General features: G+C 59.3%; 20 protein-coding genes. 4 read left to right on the top strand and 16 right to left on the bottom strand.

Translation table 11 applies throughout. The features are described from left to right. Window positions 1-170: 170 nt before the first annotated feature. The 11 genes from LOY68_RS05605 to ffh all read right to left on the bottom strand — a co-directional run bounded on the left by LOY68_RS05605 (window position 171) and on the right by ffh (window position 10,815). Window positions 171-578, bottom strand: coding sequence for a response regulator (locus LOY68_RS05605; RefSeq protein ID WP_163908658.1), 408 nt, complete (start codon window positions 576-578; stop codon window positions 171-173). A gap of 117 nt (window positions 579-695) precedes the next feature. Next, window positions 696-2,069, bottom strand: coding sequence for a transporter substrate-binding domain-containing protein (locus LOY68_RS05600; RefSeq protein ID WP_265043506.1), 1,374 nt, complete (start codon window positions 2,067-2,069; stop codon window positions 696-698). A gap of 120 nt (window positions 2,070-2,189) precedes the next feature. Next, window positions 2,190-3,599, bottom strand: a complete 1,410-nt coding sequence (gene thrC, locus LOY68_RS05595; protein ID WP_054047329.1) for a threonine synthase — start codon at window positions 3,597-3,599, stop codon at window positions 2,190-2,192. Window positions 3,600-3,665: 66 nt separating this feature from the next. Beyond that, the gene (locus LOY68_RS05590; RefSeq protein WP_054047702.1) at window positions 3,666-4,970 is read right to left on the bottom strand and encodes a homoserine dehydrogenase; all 1,305 of its coding nucleotides are present in this window, start codon (window positions 4,968-4,970) and stop codon (window positions 3,666-3,668) included. Window positions 4,971-5,101: 131 nt separating this feature from the next. After that, window positions 5,102-5,833, bottom strand: a complete 732-nt coding sequence (gene dsbC / locus LOY68_RS05585; protein WP_054047331.1) for a bifunctional protein-disulfide isomerase/oxidoreductase DsbC — start codon at window positions 5,831-5,833, stop codon at window positions 5,102-5,104. A gap of 252 nt (window positions 5,834-6,085) precedes the next feature. Further along, window positions 6,086-6,982: a site-specific tyrosine recombinase XerD gene (gene xerD / locus LOY68_RS05580; protein WP_054054727.1), complete on the bottom strand. Its 897-nt coding sequence runs from the start codon at window positions 6,980-6,982 to the stop codon at window positions 6,086-6,088. A 262-nt stretch (window positions 6,983-7,244) separates the two neighbouring features. After that, window positions 7,245-7,595 (bottom strand): 50S ribosomal protein L19, encoded by a 351-nt coding sequence (rplS, locus tag LOY68_RS05575; protein ID WP_003175895.1) that lies wholly within the window; start codon window positions 7,593-7,595, stop codon window positions 7,245-7,247. Window positions 7,596-7,640: 45 nt separating this feature from the next. Further along, a complete protein-coding gene (gene trmD, locus LOY68_RS05570) occupies window positions 7,641-8,414 on the bottom strand; it encodes a tRNA (guanosine(37)-N1)-methyltransferase TrmD (protein ID WP_173860472.1) in 774 nt (257 codons plus the stop codon). Beyond that, window positions 8,396-8,932 carry a ribosome maturation factor RimM gene (rimM, locus tag LOY68_RS05565; RefSeq protein WP_265043500.1) on the bottom strand — a complete coding sequence of 179 codons (537 nt, stop codon included), beginning with the start codon at window positions 8,930-8,932 and terminating at the stop codon, window positions 8,396-8,398. Before rimM ends, trmD begins: the two co-directional genes overlap by 19 nt. 5 nt (window positions 8,933-8,937) lie before the next feature. Then, the gene (gene rpsP, locus LOY68_RS05560) at window positions 8,938-9,189 is read right to left on the bottom strand and encodes a 30S ribosomal protein S16 (RefSeq protein WP_010463010.1); all 252 of its coding nucleotides are present in this window, start codon (window positions 9,187-9,189) and stop codon (window positions 8,938-8,940) included. Window positions 9,190-9,438: 249 nt separating this feature from the next. Further along, entirely contained in the window at window positions 9,439-10,815 is a 1,377-nt protein-coding gene (gene ffh, locus LOY68_RS05555; protein ID WP_054054731.1) for a signal recognition particle protein, read from the bottom strand. A gap of 209 nt (window positions 10,816-11,024) precedes the next feature. Here ffh and LOY68_RS05550 point away from each other — a divergent pair, with 209 nt between their 5' ends. From LOY68_RS05550 to LOY68_RS05540, 3 genes are all read left to right on the top strand, one after another. Then, complete coding sequence (locus LOY68_RS05550; RefSeq protein WP_054054733.1) at window positions 11,025-11,837, top strand: inner membrane protein YpjD; 813 nt, start codon at window positions 11,025-11,027, stop codon at window positions 11,835-11,837. A 12-nt stretch (window positions 11,838-11,849) separates the two neighbouring features. Beyond that, entirely contained in the window at window positions 11,850-13,091 is a 1,242-nt protein-coding gene (locus LOY68_RS05545; RefSeq protein ID WP_265043496.1) for a transporter associated domain-containing protein, read from the top strand. A 301-nt stretch (window positions 13,092-13,392) separates the two neighbouring features. Further along, the gene (locus tag LOY68_RS05540; protein WP_265043494.1) at window positions 13,393-14,709 is read left to right on the top strand and encodes an MFS transporter; all 1,317 of its coding nucleotides are present in this window, start codon (window positions 13,393-13,395) and stop codon (window positions 14,707-14,709) included. Between the two features lie 155 nt (window positions 14,710-14,864). On the opposite strand, the gene purT is transcribed toward LOY68_RS05540, so the two are convergent. From purT to LOY68_RS05515, 5 genes are all read right to left on the bottom strand, one after another. After that, complete coding sequence (gene purT, locus LOY68_RS05535; protein WP_265043492.1) at window positions 14,865-16,046, bottom strand: formate-dependent phosphoribosylglycinamide formyltransferase; 1,182 nt, start codon at window positions 16,044-16,046, stop codon at window positions 14,865-14,867. Between the two features lie 101 nt (window positions 16,047-16,147). Beyond that, entirely contained in the window at window positions 16,148-16,615 is a 468-nt protein-coding gene (locus LOY68_RS05530; protein WP_054054741.1) for a VUT family protein, read from the bottom strand. Between the two features lie 154 nt (window positions 16,616-16,769). After that, window positions 16,770-16,985, bottom strand: a complete 216-nt coding sequence (locus LOY68_RS05525) for a DUF1289 domain-containing protein (protein ID WP_054054743.1) — start codon at window positions 16,983-16,985, stop codon at window positions 16,770-16,772. Beyond that, on the bottom strand, window positions 16,982-17,506 hold the full coding sequence (locus tag LOY68_RS05520; protein WP_054616048.1) for a gamma carbonic anhydrase family protein: 525 nt from the start codon (window positions 17,504-17,506) through the stop codon (window positions 16,982-16,984). The genes LOY68_RS05525 and LOY68_RS05520 overlap by 4 nt, the downstream gene beginning before the upstream one ends. A 50-nt stretch (window positions 17,507-17,556) precedes the next feature. Further along, the gene (locus LOY68_RS05515) at window positions 17,557-18,156 is read right to left on the bottom strand and encodes a CoA pyrophosphatase (RefSeq protein WP_163908643.1); all 600 of its coding nucleotides are present in this window, start codon (window positions 18,154-18,156) and stop codon (window positions 17,557-17,559) included. Between the two features lie 146 nt (window positions 18,157-18,302). On the opposite strand from LOY68_RS05515, the gene LOY68_RS05510 reads away from it, so the two are divergent. Next, window positions 18,303-18,854: an NUDIX hydrolase gene (locus tag LOY68_RS05510; RefSeq protein WP_054054749.1), complete on the top strand. Its 552-nt coding sequence runs from the start codon at window positions 18,303-18,305 to the stop codon at window positions 18,852-18,854. Window positions 18,855-18,878: the final 24 nt, after the last annotated feature.

Genomic DNA, 18,878 nt, shown 5'->3' with positions numbered 1-18,878 from the left:
CTAGCGATCACCACTCAATAGTCCGAAAACAAAGTGCCTGGGAGGGCGTGTCTACAGTTAATGACCTCTGGCCCGAGAAGAAAGTTCTGAATACCGCATGGCAGCGGTATTGGCTTCTGAGGGGAAATTGAGCATGCACCGCAAAGATGACAAGGAAAAAACAGCCGGTTTCAGGCCCTGGCTTGAAGCATCGACTCCAGCAGATAAACATCCAGCAGCCGGCGCAGCAACACGGCGGAAACGGGTGTGTGCAAGTGCCCAAGGAGTTTGACCTCGCTGTCGGCCAGTATGGACGTCACGTGCGGCATGATGCTCGACGCCACGTTGCCAAGCAGAATCAGCGCTCGGGCCTCGCGCTCCTCTGCCAGATGCCGCACCAATGCCAAGCCGTCGCCGCCCTTGAGTTGCGGATCGCAGAAGGCAATATCGACCGTGCCCCTGCGTCCCAGGGAACGCAGCGCCGCCGACATTGACGGCGCCGTGAGCACGTCATAGACACCAATGGCGTTGAGCATCTGGTGCAACGCCATCATCTGGAAAGGATTGTGTTCGAGGATCAGGATTTTGAGCGTGCGCATAAGCGACCTCTGGAACGACACGCGCGGACTCTCACCGCAGTTGCCGATCACTCTAGGGGAGCATCCTTCAGCATCCCATCGGAAAAGTAGCCACATCCCATAGGAATATTCCGAAACTTACCGCGAACACTGACACCCCCCTTCACTCCTTCGCTGAGCGATATCAGACCATCCACCCAGCAATCCGCGCACCTGCCCGTCAACACCGTAAAAAGGCACCGTCCATTGGTAGATGTCGCGCACACCGTTGTTGAATTTCAACTGGCGCTGGGTGAACCGTGGCTTGCGGGTGTCGAGCTGGGCAATGAACTCGGCATGCAACTGCTCGGCCGTCTCCCTGGGCAACACATCGACCTCAATCAGTTGTCGGCCCTGAACCTGGTCCAACCGGATCGACAGGGCCTCTTCGTAACTTTTGTTGCACATGATCAAACGACCCTGCAGATCACGCACAAACATGGGATCGGGCATGGCATCAATCAGCGCATGCTGAAAGGCGAGTTGATCGCTGAGGTCTTTCTCGACGTCCAGACGCTGCTTGATCAGCATCGCGAGCCGACGGTTCCAGAGCAAGGACAGCAGGCCGAACAGGCTGATTACAAACACGCCCCAGCAGCCCCAACGCGTCACCCGTTGCCAGAAAGAAAGTGCCGGGCTGGGGGCGATGCCATCCAGCCACTTAAGGCGGATGGCCCGCAATTCCGCCGCAGGAAAGGCTTCAAGCGCCTTGTTAAGGATGCTCAACAACTCCGGTTGCCCTTTGCGTACAGCCAGATGGTCGGCTTCCCACGAGCCTTCCACCGTATGGCCTATTTTCAGCTGCCCGGTCGGATAGAGATGCGCCCCGGTTTCGTTCTCGATAGTGGCGTCAGCCTCGCCACTTTCGACCAACGCCCGGGCTTCGGCATAGGTCTTGACCGAACGCAGCTCGATGGTCGGGTGGTCACGCTGAATGGCTGCCTCCATGGCGTGTCTGGCCGGCAACACCAGTTTCTTTTCCGACAGCTGTTCAAGAGAATGGAGCAGCGGAGCCCCGGCATGCCCCACCAGCACCCAGGCAGAACCGCCAAAGGCATGGCTGAAATCCAGGAACAGCTTGCGCTCATCATTAAGCGCCAGCGTCGTGGTCATGTCCGCGTCACCGCTTTCCAGGCGGCGGAGTAAATGTTCGGTGGAAAATGTCTCTTCATGGACGAAGTTCAGCCCCGTCATCGCACTGATGCGCTGAAGCACATCGATGTTCAAACCACTCCATTGACCGTGCTCGTCCTTGAACTGGTACAGCGGATATTGCTTCGAAGCCACGATGACTTGCGGGTGGGCGCGAATCCATTGCAGCTCTTCGGCGTCCAGCTCAATGGCATCGACGATCATCGGTGCCGCAGCCTTGAAATCCATCAGTTGTGCCGCCCGTGCGCAATGTCCGAGGCTTATTGCGCCCAGCAAAAATATCCAGCACATGGCTGGTCTGAACCCTCTTAAAAACCGCATTGCCACTTCCTTGGTGATCAACTCGCCCGTCCTTCAGGGGCGAAAACGCGACAAGTGTGGCACGCAGAAACAAGAAAGCCCGTCAGGAGACGGGCTTCAAAATGTGACAGCGTTGCGGGCTTAAAGTGGCTTGCCGCGGTTTCCATGCTGACTGACAAAGGCCTGTACGGCTTTCAGGTCATTCGGCAACACGGTGCAGCGCTCTTCTCGCTCAAACAAATCAGAAAGATGTGCAGGTAGTTCGAGAGCTTTTCCTACACCGGCTTTTAACACGGCGTCCGGGAACTTGACCGGATGGGCCGTGCCCAGAATCACCATCGGGATATCCAGGCTGCGACGGCATTCCCGTGCAGCCTTGACGCCGATGGCGGTATGCGGGTCCAGCACTTCGCCGGTCTGCTCGTAGACCTCGGCGATGGTTTCGCAGGTTTGCGCGTCATCCACGGCCAGGGAATCGAACAGTTTGCGGGCTTCGGTCCAACGCTCTTGCTCGACGCTGAAACCACCGCCCTGCTTGAAGTTGTCCATCAGGCCAGCGATCGCTGCGCCGTTGCGACCGTGCAGGTCGAACAGCAGGCGCTCGAAGTTCGACGACACCATGATGTCCATCGATGGCGACAGCGTGGCGTGCAGGGTTTCCTTGACGTACTGATTGCCGCTCATGAAGCGGTGCAGGATGTCGTTGCGGTTGGTGGCGACGATCAACTGGTTGATCGGCAGGCCCATGTTGCGCGCCAGGTAACCGGCGAAGATATCGCCGAAGTTGCCGGTCGGCACCGAGAACGACACCGAACGCGCCGGGCCACCCAGTTGCAGGGCTGCGTGGAAGTAGTAAACGATCTGGGCCATGATCCGCGCCCAGTTGATCGAGTTCACCGCCACCAGGCGCGTACCTTTGAGGAAGCTCTGGTCAGCGAAGCTGTTCTTGACCATTTCCTGGCAGTCATCGAAGTTGCCTTCGATGGCGATGTTGTGGATGTTCTCACCGAAAATGGTGGTCATCTGGCGACGCTGCACTTCGGACACACGGTTGTGCGGGTGCAGGATGAAGATGTCGACGTTTTCGCAGTGCTTGCAGCCTTCGATGGCGGCCGAACCGGTATCACCGGAGGTGGCGCCAACGATCACTACGCGCTCGCCGCGTTTTTCCAGCGTGTAATCGAGCAGGCGACCGAGCAGTTGCAGGGCGAAGTCCTTGAACGCCAGGGTCGGGCCGTGGAACAGCTCCAGCACCCATTCGTTACCGTTCAACTGACGCAACGGCGCCACGGCGTTGTGCGCGAACACACCGTAGGTTTCTTCAAGAATCTTTTTGAAATCGGCATCCGGGATGCTGCCAGCTACAAACGGGCGCATCACCCGGAAGGCCAGCTCGTGATACGGCAGGCCGGCCCAGGACGCGATTTCTTCCTGGGTGAAACGTGGCAAGCATTCCGGCACATACAGGCCGCCATCCGTGGCCAGACCGGCCAGCAGGACGTCTTCGAAATTCAGGGCCGGTGCCTGGCCGCGGGTACTGATATAACGCATGACTGGCTCCAATAGACAGTGTTCGCAATCCCGGGCCCGCAGGCGAGCCCGGTGAACGATAACGGCTTAGTTCAGGTGCTCGACACGGATCCGCACAACCGGACCGACAACGCCCGCCAAGGCTTCCAGGGCGGTGATCGCGTCGTTCATGTGCTGCTCCAGCACACGGTGGGTCAGCAGGATCATCGGCACCAGGCCGTCGTGTTCTTCGACTTCCTTCTGCATGATCGATTCGATGTTGATGCCGCGCTCCGACAGGATGCTCGCCACCTGGGCCAATACGCCTGGATGGTCCTTGGCCTGGATCCGCAGGTAATACGCACTTTCGCAGGCTTCGATCGGCAGGATCGGGTGGGCCGACAGCGAATCCGGCTGGAAGGCCAGGTGCGGTACGCGGTTTTCCGGGTCGGAAGTCATGGCGCGAACCACGTCCACCAGATCGGCAATTACCGAGGAAGCGGTCGGTTCCATGCCGGCGCCAGCGCCGTAGAACAGGGTCGAACCGGCAGCGTCGCCGTTGACCATCACCGCGTTCATCACGCCATTGACGTTGGCGATCAGGCGATCAGCCGGGATCAGCGTCGGGTGCACGCGCAACTCGATACCAGCGGCAGTGCTGCGCGCCACGCCGAGATGCTTGATGCGGTAGCCCAAAGCTTCGGCGTAGTTCACGTCAGCGGTGGTCAGTTTGGTGATGCCTTCGGTGTAGGCCTTGTCGAATTGCAGCGGGATACCGAACGCAATGGACGCCAGGATTGTCAGCTTGTGGGCTGCGTCGATGCCTTCAACGTCAAAGGTCGGATCGGCTTCGGCGTAACCCAGGGCTTGCGCCTCGGCGAGTACGTCTTCGAAGGTGCGGCCCTTCTCACGCATTTCGGTGAGGATGAAGTTGCCGGTGCCGTTGATGATGCCGGCGACCCAGTTGATACGGTTGGCGGACAAGCCTTCACGGATCGCCTTGATCACCGGAATGCCACCGGCCACGGCCGCTTCGAACGCAACGATCACGCCCTTCTCGCGAGCCTTGGCGAAAATCTCATTACCGTGAACGGCGATCAGTGCCTTGTTCGCGGTGACCACATGCTTGCCATTCTCGATGGCCTTGAGTACCAGCTCGCGGGCAACGGTGTAGCCGCCCATCAGCTCTATAACGATGTCGATCTCAGGGTTCGTGGCCACTTCGAACACATCGTTGGTAATCGCAATACCGGTCGTCTGGAACTGAGGCTTTGGCGTGCGCGTGGCAATTTGTGCCACTTCGATTCCACGCCCGGCACGACGAGCAATTTCCTCGGCGTTGCGCTGAAGTACGTTGAAGGTTCCGCCACCGACGGTCCCTAACCCACAGATGCCTACTTTGACCGGTTTCACTGTGAACTCCCCATAAAACGGCCGACGCAAGGTCGGCCGTGAAAACAGCCGCATACTCGCGGCTCTCTATTAATGGCCAGGCGGGTGACCGCCGGACCATGATCGTCAAAGGCTGACCGTGACGATGCGAATTATTTCGCGCCCAATGCCAGTTTGGCGACTTGTGGCGCAGGCTGGTAGCCCGGAATTACCTGACCGTCAGCCAAAACGATGGCCGGCGTACCATTGACACCGATCGATTGACCAAGGGCGAATTGCTTGGAAACCGGGTTGTCGCACTTGGCGGCCTTGATTTCCTTGCCATCGACCATCTTGTCCATGGCCGCTTTTTTGTCCTTGGAGCACCAGACCGCTTGCAGCTGTTCGTCACCCGGCGAGCCCAGGCCCTGGCGCGGGAACGCGACGTAACGCACTTCGATGCCGCGCTTGTTCAGCTCAGGCACTTCGGCGTGCAGCTTGTGGCAGTACGGGCAGGTGGTGTCGGTGAACACGGTGATGTGCGATTTGGTTTCGCCGATCGCCGGGTAGACCACGGTTTCTGCGACCGGAATCTCGTTGACCAGTTTGGAAACGCCCAGGCGCTCGGTCTTCTCGGTCAGGTTGACCGGCTTGCCGTCCTTGAGCTGGAACATGTAGCCCTGCATCACGTACTGGCCATCGGCGCTGGCGTAGAGCACGCGGCTGCCTTTGAGTTTGACTTCGTACAGACCGGCCAGCGGACTCGCGCTGATGGCTTCAATCGGGGTTTCGAGCTGGAGGCTTTCCAGGCTTTTACGAATCGCTTTGTCGGCCGCGTCATCGGCGACGGCAAAGGTGCTGACCAACGCAATGGCTGCGGCGGCGAAAATCTGGGTCAGACGCATGAGAACTCCTGAAGGCGGACAAATGGGACGATCAGAACGCCCGTGCCGAAACACCGGGTCATAATCGCCCATCGTGCAAACCGGCAAAGCCTACCACATAAGGCTGGTGGGGCCGAATGCGGGTGATGCAAGACATCCAGCTCCTGACACACGAACTTTTGTGTAGGAGCTGCCGAAGGCTGCGATCTCTTGATCTTTAAAAATCAACATCAAAAGATCGCAGCCTTCGGCAGCTCCTACAAAGTGCTGTTTTTAACCGCGAGGGTGATGTTTGGCGTGCAGGTCTTGCAAGCGGGCGCGAGCGACGTGGGTGTAGATCTGGGTGGTCGACAGGTCGCTGTGGCCGAGCAGCATTTGCACCACCCGCAGGTCGGCGCCGTGGTTGAGCAGGTGCGTGGCGAAGGCGTGGCGCAGGGTGTGCGGCGACAACGACTTGCTGATCCCGGCGACTTTGGCCTGGTGCTTGATGCGGTGCCAGAAGGTCTGGCGTGTCATCTGTTCGCCGCGCTGGCTGGGGAACATGACATCGCTGGGCCGCCCGTTGAGCAGCTCGCCTCGGCCGTCACGCAGGTAGCGTTCGACCCAGACAATCGCCTCCTCGCCCATCGGCACCAGTCGCTCCTTGCTGCCTTTACCCATCACGCGCAACACGCCCTGACGCAGGTTGACCTGTTCCAGGGTCAGGCTGATCAGCTCAGTAACCCGCAAGCCGCAGGCGTAAAGCACTTCCAGCATGGCGCGATCACGTTGACCGATGGCTTCGCTCAGGTCCGGTGCATTCAGCAGTGCCTCCACATCGGCTTCCGACAAGGACTTGGGCAATGGCCTACCCAGTTGCGGCATATCGACGCGCAAGGTCGGATCGACCGCAATCAGCTTTTCCCGCAACAGATAGCGATAAAAGCCACGCACGCCGGAGAGAAATCGCGCAGTGGAACGGGGTTTGTAGTTTTGCTCCAGGCGCCAGGCCAGGTGATCGAGGATCAACTCACGGCCGGCGTTGATCAGCTCGAGGTTTTTTTCCTGCAACCAGCCGTTGAATAGTGCCAGGTCGCTGCGATAGGCATCGCGGGTGTTATCGGAGAGGCCTTTTTCCAGCCACAGCGCGTCGAGGAATTGGTCTATCAGGGGATGGTCGATGGCGGGCATAAAGGCTCAGGTAGCGGGAATCCGGGGCTAAGTCTTTCATAGCCGGACGGGGCTTTACAGTGCCTGATGTTATTGCGGTGACGACGTCGTGATCTTCTGTAGGAGCGAGGCTTGCCCGCGAAGACGGAATTACATTCAACATTGATGTTGGCTGATATGACGTCTTCGCGGGCAAGCCTCGCTCCCACAGTTCGATGAGAGATAAATCGCAGGCAACAAAAAAGCAGCCCTCAGGCTGCTTTTTTTGCATCGGAAGCTGGACTTAAGCCAGTTTTTCCTTGATGCGAGCTGCTTTACCGGACAGGTCACGCAGGTAGTACAGCTTGGCTTTACGTACGTCACCGCGACGTTTAACGGCCATGCTGTCGATTTGCGGGCTGTAGGTCTGGAAAGTACGCTCTACGCCAACACCGTTGGAGATTTTACGAACGGTGAAAGCACTGTTTACGCCGCGGTTACGCTTGGCGATAACAACACCTTCGAACGCTTGCAGACGCGAACGGTCGCCTTCCTTCACTTTCACCTGAACGACAATAGTGTCGCCCGGGGCAAAGGTAGGGATCTCTTTGGTCATCTGCTCTGCTTCGAGTGCAAGGATGATTTTGTTAGTCATGCTGTGCTCCTAAGGTAAATCGTCGGATTTACCATCGATACGTTGTTAACTATCGTCCCGCTCGCGGATGTATTCCTCGAGCAGCTTCTTCTCTTCTCCAGAAAGCGAGCGGCTTTCCAGAAGATCGGCGCGTCGTTCAAAGGTCCTACCAAGGGACTGCTGTAAACGCCAACGCCGGATATGCGCGTGATTGCCACTAAGCAACACGTCGGGAACACGCTGATCCGCATACACCTCCGGTCGGGTGTAGTGCGGGCAATCCAGCAGACCGTCCGTAAAGGAATCTTCCTCGGCGGAGTCCGCATGCCCTAAAGCTCCAGGCAGCAGTCGTGTAACCGCATCGATCAGGACCATCGCCGGCAGCTCGCCGCCAGACAGTACATAGTCGCCAATCGACCACTCTTCATCGACGTGAGCATCTATAAAACGCTCGTCAATGCCTTCATAGCGGCCGGCAATCAGGATCAATGCATCCAGATTCGCCAACTCGCGGACCGCCGACTGAGTCAGCTGACGGCCTTGGGGGGACAGGTAAATCACCTTCGCCGCCTCCCCGGCTGCTGCCTTGGCCTGAACCAGAGCATCTTCCAGGGGCTTGATCTTCATCACCATGCCCGGGCCACCGCCAAATGGGCGATCGTCCACAGTGTGATGTCGATCCGTCGTGTAGTCTCGCGGATTCCAACAGGTCAGCTGCAACAGCCCCTGTTTCACCGCACGACTGGTGATGCCGTACTCGCTGATGGCGGAGAACATCTCGGGAAACAAACTGATCACTTCTACGCGCAAGTTAGCCACGCTTAGAAGTCCGCATCCCATTCCACCTTCATCTCGCCTGCGGCAAGGTCGACTACCAACACGCATTGCTCCGTATAGGGCAACAGGCGTTCGCGATCGTCCAGGCTGCCAGCGCAAGGCTTGACCACCATTACATCATTGGCGCCGGTTTCCAGAAGATGATCGATTTTCCCGAGCAAATGCCCGAGTTGATCAATAACCTTCAGACCTTCCAGCTGGTACCAGTAGTACTCGCCGTCGGTCAATTCAGGGAACAGGTTGCGCGGCACGCAGATCTCATAACCGGCCAGAAGACGCGCTTCTTCACGATCATCGAGACCCTTGAGCTTTGCGACCAGGAACTTGTCGTTCCCGCGTCCGCTGACCAGCTCGACCTGTTTGACATTGCCTTCGCGCTTGAGCGTCCAGGTTTTGTACTGCAACAGGTTTTCAGTCGGATCAGTAAAGGAATAAACCTTAACTTCGCCGCGAACGCCGTGAACAGAGTAAATCTTGCCGATAACGATCAAATCATCAGCAACAGCAGGCGTCGCGCTCATATTGCTCAGGCCGCAGCCTTAGATGCATCCTTCAACAACTGAGCAACACGCTCAGAAGGTTGTGCACCAACGCTCAGCCAGTAGGCTACGCGCTCTTGGTTCACGGACAGACGAACTTCTTGACCACGAGCAACAGGGTTGAAGAAGCCAACCTGTTCCTTGTGCGAACCGTCGCGCGGGTTGCGGCTGTCGGTTACGGTCAAGTGGTAAAACGGGCGCTTTTTGGAGCCGCCAAGGGCAAGACGGATTGTTAGCATGTGAACATCGTTCCTGTAGTCGGTGCTGCAAATCTAAAGGCACAGCGGGCATAGGTGCCCGAAAGGCCGCATATTCTAAGGAATATCCGGACTTTTGCAAATGTCTTTTTCCGGCGGCCTTCCGGTCGCCATCAAGATTTGCTATAGAGCCGTCGTTGAAAACGGCCAGTCAGCTCCCGCCAAGTGCGGGTTTGCTGGAGTTCCCACATTGCTGTGGACAGCGCAAGAGCAAGCCCTTGCGCGGATTCTTTACATCTTCGGCATACCGCCGCCGGGCAACATACCGCCCATGCCGCGCATCATTTTGGCCATTCCGCCTTTCGCGGAGAATTTCTTCATCATCTTCTGCATCTGCTTGTGTTGCTTGATCAAGCGACCGATGTCCTGCACCTGAGTGCCCGAACCCATGGCGATCCGGCGTTTGCGCGAACCGCTGATCAGCTCAGGGTCGCGGCGCTCGGCCGGTGTCATGGAATTGATGATGGCTTCCATCTGCTTGAATTGCTTCTCTGCCGCGCCCTGGGCATTGCCCATTTGCGCCAGATTCACACCGCCGATGTTCGGCAGCTTGTCCATGAGGCCGCCGAGGCCGCCCATGTTCTTCATCTGTTGCAGCTGATCGCGGAAGTCTTCGAGGTCGAAGCCCTTGCCCTTCTTCAGCTTCTTGGCCAGTTTGTCGGCCTTGTCCTTGTCGAGGGTCGCTTCAGCCTGTTCGATCAGGCTGAGCACGTCGCCCATGCCGAGGATGCGCGAAGCAATCCGCTCAGGATGGAACGGTTCGAGCGCTTCGCTCTTCTCGCCCATACCGATGAACTTGATCGGCTTGCCGGTGATGGCGCGCACCGACAGGGCGGCACCACCACGGGCGTCGCCGTCGACTTTGGTCAGGATCACACCGGTCAGAGGCAGTGCATCGCCGAAGGCCTTGGCCGTGTTGGCGGCGTCCTGGCCGGTCATGGCGTCGACCACGAACAGGGTTTCGACCGGGTTGATCGCAGCGTGCAGCGCCTTGATCTCGCCCATCATCTCTTCGTCGATGTGCAGACGACCGGCGGTATCGACGATGACTACGTCGATGAATTTCAGTTTTGCTTCTTTAATAGCGGCTTGCGCGATCTCGACCGGCTTCTGGCTCAGGTCGGACGGGAAGAAGGTAACACCGACTTCACCCGCGAGCATTTCCAGCTGTTTGATCGCCGCAGGACGGTAAACGTCCGCGGACACGACCATGACCGTCTTCTTCTTGCGCTCTTTAAGGAAGCGCGCAAGTTTGCCGGCGGTGGTGGTTTTACCCGCGCCCTGCAAACCGGCCATCAGTACGACGGCGGGCGGAACGGCGCTCAGGTTCAAGTCTTCGTTGGCCGCGCCCATCAGGCTTTCGAGTTCGGCCTGGACGATCTTCACGAAGGCCTGGCCCGGCGTCAGGCTGCGCGACACTTCGGTGCCGACGGCACGTTCCTTGACCGAATTGACGAAGTCCTTGACCACCGGCAGGGCGACGTCGGCTTCGAGCAACGCCATGCGCACTTCACGCAGGGTGTCTTTGATATTGTCTTCGGTCAGCTTGGCCTTGCCGGTGACATGGCGCAGCGTCTGCGAGAGACGGTCGGTTAAGTTTTCAAACATTGCGCGATCCTTTCAGGCCCTGTGTAGACCGGGATAATGGCGGCCCAGACCGGAATAAACATGTGCTCGGCGAGCCTGCGGCGTGGGCAGGTCGCGGATTATAGCGAAGACTGCGTCTGGCGGACACCTCGCTGTCAGGTTCTATGGTCTTTCGTGCCATGTGGGTTCTATGCCAAACTCGCGCCTTTCGGGCTTGCCTAACAGGATTTATGCTCCCCTTGTCACCCAGTTTGCTTACCACCCTCGCCGCCGCCTGCTTATATGCCGCTGCGACTATCTATCAAGGCACTCGCCTGGCCTCCGGTGCCAAGGCGAACAAGCGCCTGTTGGTCACGCTCGGCGTATTGGCCGTGCTGGCTCACAGCGCCAGTCTGTTCACGCATCTGCTGACGCCGATCGGCCTGGGCCTGGACTTCTTCAGTGCCGCCAGCCTGATTGCCGCAGCCGTTATCGCCCTGACCTTGCTGGCCTGCTCGCGGATTCCGGTGGAGAACCTGCTGATATTGCTGTTCCCGCTCGGCGTCGCCACCGTGCTCCTGGCGCAATTCGCCCCGGCCGGCACCGTGCAGATCATCGACGAAGAGCCGGGCATCCTCGCCCACATTCTCCTGTCGATCCTGGCCTACGGCATGTTCACTATCGCGGTGTTCCAGGCCTTGCTGCTGCTGGTGCAAGATCACCAGCTCAAGCACAAGCATCCGTCCGGGCTGATCAAGAACTTCCCGCCGCTGCAAACCATGGAAAGCTTGCTGTTCGGCTTTCTCTGGGCCGGTTGGACCTTGCTGTCGCTGTCGCTGATCTCTGGCTGGCTGTTCGTCGAGAATCTGTTCGCGCAGCATCTGGTGCACAAGACCCTGCTGGCCTGCCTGGCCTGGATCGTGTTCAGCGTGTTGCTGTGGGGCCGTAATCGCCTCGGCTGGCGCGGACACAAGGCGATCCGCTGGACCCTCGCCGGTTTCTGCCTGCTGATGCTGGCCTATTTCGGCAGCAAGCTGGTTCGTGAATACATTCTGCACATCTGACGGGCGGCAATAATGGACGACTTGCCCATAGGGCCGATGCTTGCAGTGATCGCCCTGCTGATTTTGTGGTCGGGGTTGTTTACCGCCATCGAAGTCGCGCAACAGTACTTGCTGGCCCAACGCACGGCCTCACGGTCGAGCGACAAGCCCTTGGCGAAGCTGAGCTTTCCGCTGAACAGCCTGATCCTCTGCAACACCCTGTGCCGCGCACTGGTCATGGTCATCAGCACCTTGCTGGCGATTTTCACCTGGGCGGAAAACGGCCCATGGGCAGCCTGCGTCGGTGCCGGCGTGATCCTGCTGGTGTTCGCCGACTACCTGCCGCGCACCCTGGCCGTGCGCTACCCGGACGCAATCTTGAACCTGGGCAACACCTTGCTCGGCGCGCCGCTAAAAATCATCTACCCGGCAGCCTGGCTGCTCAATGGCTTCAGCCAATTGCTGATGCGTCCGTTCGCCCGCAAGGTCAAAGTGGTGCAGCAAAGCGAAGACGAGGCACAGGCGGATCGCCACGACGACCACGAGCACGCGCCTTCCCGCCCGCACCCGTTGTCGGGCATTCATGCGCTGGACAACATCACGGTCAACGACATTCTGGTGCCACGCAGTGATGTCGACGGGATCAACCTCGACGACACCCTCGACGAAATAATCGAACAACTGCGCAACAACCGCCGCACGCGCCTGCCGGTGTTCCATAGCGACATCAATCAGGTCGAAGCGGTGCTCAATACCCGGCAGATCCGCCACTTGTTGCCGGATGCCAGCCTGACGCTCGAAGCGTTGCTGGCGGCCTGCCACGAACCGTACTTCGTGCCGGAAAGCACGCCGTTGCAGCTGCAATTGCTGAACTTCCACAAGCAACAGCGGCGGCTGGGCATGGTGGTGGACGAGTACGGCGAAGTACTCGGCATCGTGACCCTGGAAGACATCCTCGAAGAAATCGTCGGCGAGTTCGAAAGCGAGCACAGCCTGGACAACCCGCACGTTCACCCACAGGCCGACGGTCGATTGATGATTGAAGGTGCGGCGTCGATTCGCGAACTGAACAAAAGCCTGGGCTGGCACCTGCCCAGCGACGGCCCGAAAACCCTGAACGGTCTGGTGACCGAGGCGCTGGAGACGATTCCGGAAAGCTCGGTTTGCCTGAAGATCGGGCGTTATCGGCTGGAGATTCTCGAGACCGAAGACAACCGCGTCACGCAGGTGTTGGTCTGGCATACCAGTTCGGTGCCGGCCCTTTCCAAAATCTGATACGTCCCTATGTTCAAGGCTCGATACCTGTGGGAGCGGGCTTGCTCGCGAAGGCGATTTCATATTCAGCAGAGATGGTGACTGATGATCCGCTTTCGCGAGCAAGCCCGCTCCCACATGGGTGTTGGCGGACTTACTAATCCAACCCCTTGTTGAATCGTTAGCCGCCTTCCTATAATCGAGTCGCTTACCCAAGCCCCGCCCTACCCCGTGCTACCCGCACGCTGCGTTAAACCCACATCCCTGGGTGTTCGACCATAATAATTCGCTCCACTGGAGCATGACTGTCAGGGATCACCGCATGACGACCAGCACCGCTTACAGCGACACCACGCCTGCCCCGCCGACGAACTCCGCCACACGAGTGGCCACCGCGAGCTTCATCGGCACCGCCATCGAGTTCTACGACTTCTACGTCTACGCCACCGCCGCTGCGCTGGTGATCGGGCCGGTGTTTTTCCCGCAGACCTCCGGCACTGCACAGATGCTCTCGGCGTTTCTCACCTTCGGCATCGCTTTCCTGGCGCGACCATTGGGTTCGGCACTGTTCGGCCACTTCGGTGACCGCATAGGGCGCAAATCGACACTGGTCGCATCCTTGCTGTTGATGGGTGTGTGCACCACGCTGATTGGCGTGCTGCCGGGTTACGACAGCATCGGGGCCTGGGCGCCGATCCTGCTTTGCGTGCTGCGGTTTGGCCAAGGCCTGGGACTGGGCGGCGAATGGGGCGGCGCGGCATTGCTGGCGACAGAGAATGCGCCGAAGGGCAAACGCGCCTGGTTCGGCATGTTCCCGCAGCTCGGCCCTTCGATTGGCTTCCTGGCGGCCAACGGGTTGTTCCTGACGCTGGCCATGACCCTGAGCGACGAACAGTTCCGCTCGTGGGGCTGGCGCATTCCGTTCCTGTTGAGCGCGGTGTTGGTGATGGTCGGCCTGTATGTGCGCCTCAAACTCCACGAAACGCCAGTGTTCGCCAACGCCATGGCGCGCCAGGAGCGGGTGAAGATTCCGCTGGTCGAGCTGCTCAGCCAGTACTGGGCGCCGATGTTGCTGGGTGCCGGGTCGATGGTGGTCTGCTACGCGCTTTTCTACATCTCGACCGTATTTTCCCTGAGCTACGGCGTGTCGACCCTCGGCTACACCCGCGAAACCTTCCTCGCGCTGCTGTGTTTTGCGGTGCTGTTCATGGCGGCGGCGACGCCTTTGTCGGCCTGGGCCAGTGACCGTTACGGGCGCAAACCGGTGCTGATCATCGGTGGCGTGCTGGCGATTCTGTCCGGTTTCCTGATGGAACCGCTGCTGACCCACGGCACAACCTGGGGCGTGGCGCTGTTCTTGTGCATCGAACTGTTTCTGATGGGCGTGACGTTTGCGCCAATGGGCGCCTTGTTGCCGGAGCTGTTTCCGACCCACGTGCGGTATACCGGTGCGTCGGCAGCCTACAACCTGGGCGGCATTGTCGGGGCCTCGGCGGCGCCGTTCTTTGCGCAGAAACTGGTGGCGATGGGCGGTTTGAGTTATGTCGGCGGGTATGTGTCGGGGGCGGCGGTGCTGAGTTTGATTGCGGTGCTGTGCCTGAAAGAGACACGGCATAACGATTTGAATCGGGTGGTCTGACAGAAAAAGCTTCGCGGGCAAGCCTCGCTCCTACAGGGTTGCGTCGTTCCACATTGACGTGAACGACGCCAATACAGGGTTGCGTCGTTCCAAGATGATGTGAACGACGCAAATCCTGTAGGAGCGAGGCTTGCCCGCGAAGGCCGCGCCTCGGTTTACAGCTCTACAACAACAGCCTGAGAAGCACGAGTCGCTTTAGCACGAGCCGCTTCAATCGACTCATCCCGCGCCAACGCCACGCCCATCCGGCGCTGGCCATTCACTTCAGGCTTACCAAACAGACGCAACGCCGTGTCCGGCTCGCTCAATGCGGCGCCCAGGTTGGCGAACGCGGTTTGGGTCGACTGACCTTCCACCAGGATCACCGCCGACGCCGAAGGGCCGACCTGACGGATCAACGGAATCGGCAGGCCCAGAATCGCCCGGGCGTGCAGCGCGAATTGCGACAGGTCCTGAGAAATCAGGGTCACCAGGCCGGTGTCATGCGGGCGCGGCGAGACTTCGCTGAACCACACCTGATCACCTTTGATGAACAACTCGACGCCAAACAGACCACGGCCACCCAAGGCTTCGGTCACGGCTTTGGCGACGCGCTCGGATTCAGCCAAGGCAACCGGGCTCATGGCTTGTGGCTGCCAGGATTCCTGGTAGTCGCCCTTCTCCTGACGGTGACCGACCGGTGCACAGAACGTGGTGCCGCCAATGTGGCGCACGGTCAGCAGGGTGATTTCGTAGTCGAAATCGATAAAACCTTCGATGATCACCCGACCTTTACCGGCACGGCCGCCTTCCTGGGCGTAATCCCACGCGGTTTTCACGTCGTCGACGCTGCGCAGCAGGCTCTGGCCTTTGCCCGAGGAGCTCATGACCGGTTTGACCACACACGGGAAGCCCAGGTCTTCAACGGCTTTGCTGTAGTCCTCGAAGGTGTCGGCGAAGTGGTACGGCGAGGTCGGCAGGTCCAGCTCTTCAGCGGCCAGGCGACGGATACCTTCGCGGTTCATGGTCAACTGCGTGGCGCGAGCGGTCGGGATCACGGTGAAGCCTTCGGCTTCCAGTTCAACCAGGGTCGCGGTGGCGATGGCTTCGATTTCCGGCACGATGAAGTTCGGCTTCTCGGCTTCGATCACCGCACGCAGGGCAGCGCCGTCGAGCATGTTGATCACATGGCTGCGATGGGCGACTTGCATGGCCGGCGCGTTGGCGTAGCGATCCACGGCGATCACTTCAACGCCCAAGCGTTGCAGCTCGATCACCACTTCCTTGCCCAACTCGCCACAGCCACACATCAATACGCGGGTCGCGGTGGGCGACAATGGAGTTCCGATACGGGTCATCTGAAGGTCCTCAAAGAAGCGGATCATCGAGGGACGCAACGCTTGGCGCGCTTCCCATGGGGAGAAAGCGCGGCATTTTACATGAACCGCAGGGTTTGGCTTCAGCTGGCGACGGCCTGTTTGCGCAGGCGCCAGGCCATGATCAGCCAGACGACCGTTACGCCGGCGAACTTCGAGCCCATGGCGGTGAGGATCACGGCCGGGGTGAAGGCGTCGATCATGCCGAAAAAGATGAAGGTGTCGAGGGGAATACTCAGCGCCGAACTTATCCACAGGCGATCGTGCAACGGGCGCTTGGTGATGCTGAACACCAGCCAGTCGATGCACTCGGATATCGCAAACGCAGTAGCGCTGGCCAGGGCGATGGACGGGTCGGACGTCACGTAGGACAACACCAGCGCCGCGAGCATCGCGGCGATAGCACCGTGGCCGAAGCGGGTTTGCACCATGTCGCGCAGGACAAACACCAGCCCGCCCCAGGCTGACCAGATGATGTCCAGGTGCGGAGCGGTGGAAAAGGCGTAGTTGATCAGCACGACGCTGCTGATGTAGGCGATCAGGAAGAGCATGGGGCGATGGATACCTGTCAAATTTGGCGCACAGAGTACCGTAGGAGCTGACGAGTGCAACGAGGCTGCGATCTTTTGATGGTGTTTTTTAGGAGCAAGATCAAAAGATCGCAGCCTCGTTGCACTCGACAGCTCCTACCAGTTCCTACAGTTCCTACAGGTCAGGGGTTTTGCCCAGCATCCAAATCAACCCACTCGACTTCGCCCGCTCATGACACAACTCCAGCACCTTGCGGCGCTCGGCGTTGTCCATCCGGCTCCAGCGGGTGATCTCTTCCACCGTACGCTGGCACCCGGTGCAAATATCGTCGTCATCCAGTGCGCAGATGTTCACACAGGGCGATAGCACCGGCCGTTCAGTAGCGTTCATTCTTCCTGCTCGACCAGGTCGCGGGCATAGCGCTGCGAGTTGTGCACATAGTGGGCGGCGCTGGCTTCGAGCATTTTCTTCTGCGGCTCGGTGAGTTCGCGCACGACCTTGCCCGGCGAGCCCATGACCAATGAACCGTCGGGAATTTCCTTGTTTTCGCCGATCAGCGAATTGGCGCCGATGATGCAGTTCTTGCCGATTTTCGCGCCGTTGAGGATCACCGCATTGATGCCGATCAGGCTGTAGTCGCCCACTGTGCAGCCATGAAGCATGGCGTTGTGGCCGATGGTCACGCCGGTGCCGATGGTCAGCGGGTAGCCCATGTCGGTGTGCATCACGGTGCCGTCCTGGACGTTGCTGTTCTTGCCGATCAGGATCAGTTCGTTGTCGCCACGCAACACGGCGTTGAACCAGACATTGGCGCCCTCTTCCAGTTTGACCTTGCCCACGAGCACGGCATTGGGTGCAACCCAGCTCTGTGGATGGGTTTCGACGCGGGCGTCGCCCAGGCGGTATTTCATCGTGTTGTCCTCAAGGCTCAGGCCGGGTTCACGCCATTCGAACGATGGCTTCAGGTGTTGATAAAACTCTTGGGCGGATGATGCAGGCTGATGTCGGCGTCATACAGCAGATTGATCAGCTCGACGATCATAATCGCGGTCAAACCCCAGATCTTGTACTCGCCATAACGATAACTCGGCACGTACCAACTGCGGCCCTGGTAATCGATGCGGTGGGTGTGTTCCCGCGGGTCCTTGCGAAAGAACTCCAGGGGCACGCTGAACACGGCGGCGATTTCGGCATCGTTGGCCAGGTATTCAACGTAATCGGGAATGACGCCGACATAAGGCGTGACCTTGATGCCGTGCAGGGAGATCAGTGGGCTGAGCGGGCCGATCACTTCCACCAGACCGGGCGGCAGGCCGATTTCTTCTTCGGCTTCGCGCAGGGCAGTGAAGATCAGGTCAGGGTCTTCGGGGTCGCGGCGTCCGCCGGGGAAGGCGACTTCGCCGCCATGGGTCGAGAGCCCGCTGGCGCGCAGGGTCAGAACCAGTTCCGGTTCATCGCTGCGGGTGATCGGCACCAATACGGCGGCCTCAGGGAAACGCTTGTCGGTTTCAAGGGTGCGTGGCGTGTGGTTGCTTACCCGATGCAGTAGCTCGTCCAGCATGAGTGTTCTCGATCTGTGCCTTACCCTGCATCATGCACCAATCACACCGACCGCCCAACCCCCGAACTGCGCCATGTCGCGAAACGACAACTTGCCGACTGACACCGCCGCACGCCAAGATAGGCGCAGCCTCCAGGAACCCAAGCATGAAATTTTGCAGTCAGTGCGGTAACCCGGTCACCCAGCGCATTCCCGAAGGCGATTCGCGCCTGCGATTTGTCTGCGACAGCTGTCAGACCATTCACTACCAGAACCCCAATATCGTCGCCGGTTGCGTCGCCACTTGGGGTTCGAAAGTGTTGCTGTGCCGCCGCGCCATCGAGCCGCGACTCGGCTACTGGACCCTGCCCGCCGGTTTCATGGAAAACGGCGAGACCATCGAGCAGGCTGCCGTGCGCGAAACCGCCGAGGAAGCCTGCGCCCGGGTACGCAACCTGAGCATCTATACGCTGATCGACGTGCCGCACATCAGTCAGGTGCATGTGTTCTTCCGCGCCGAACTGGTGGATCTGGACTTTTCCGCCGGCCCCGAGAGCCTGGAAGTCATGTTGTTCGAAGAAGCCGACATCCCTTGGTCCGAGCTGGCTTTCCGCACGGTGGGCCGTACCTTAGAATGCTTCTTCGCTGACCGGCAGACGGAGGTCTACCCGGTGCGATCCGAGTCGATTCCGCCGCTTGCTCAAGCCGCCATCACTTAAGCGTCAGTTAATCCAAAACCATCT

This window comes from Pseudomonas sp. B21-053 (assembly GCF_026016365.1).
GTDB classification, from domain to species: Bacteria; Pseudomonadota; Gammaproteobacteria; order Pseudomonadales; family Pseudomonadaceae; genus Aquipseudomonas; species Aquipseudomonas nunensis.
Note: the sequence above shows the minus strand (reverse complement) of the source record. Positions and strands in the feature narration are given on the sequence as shown.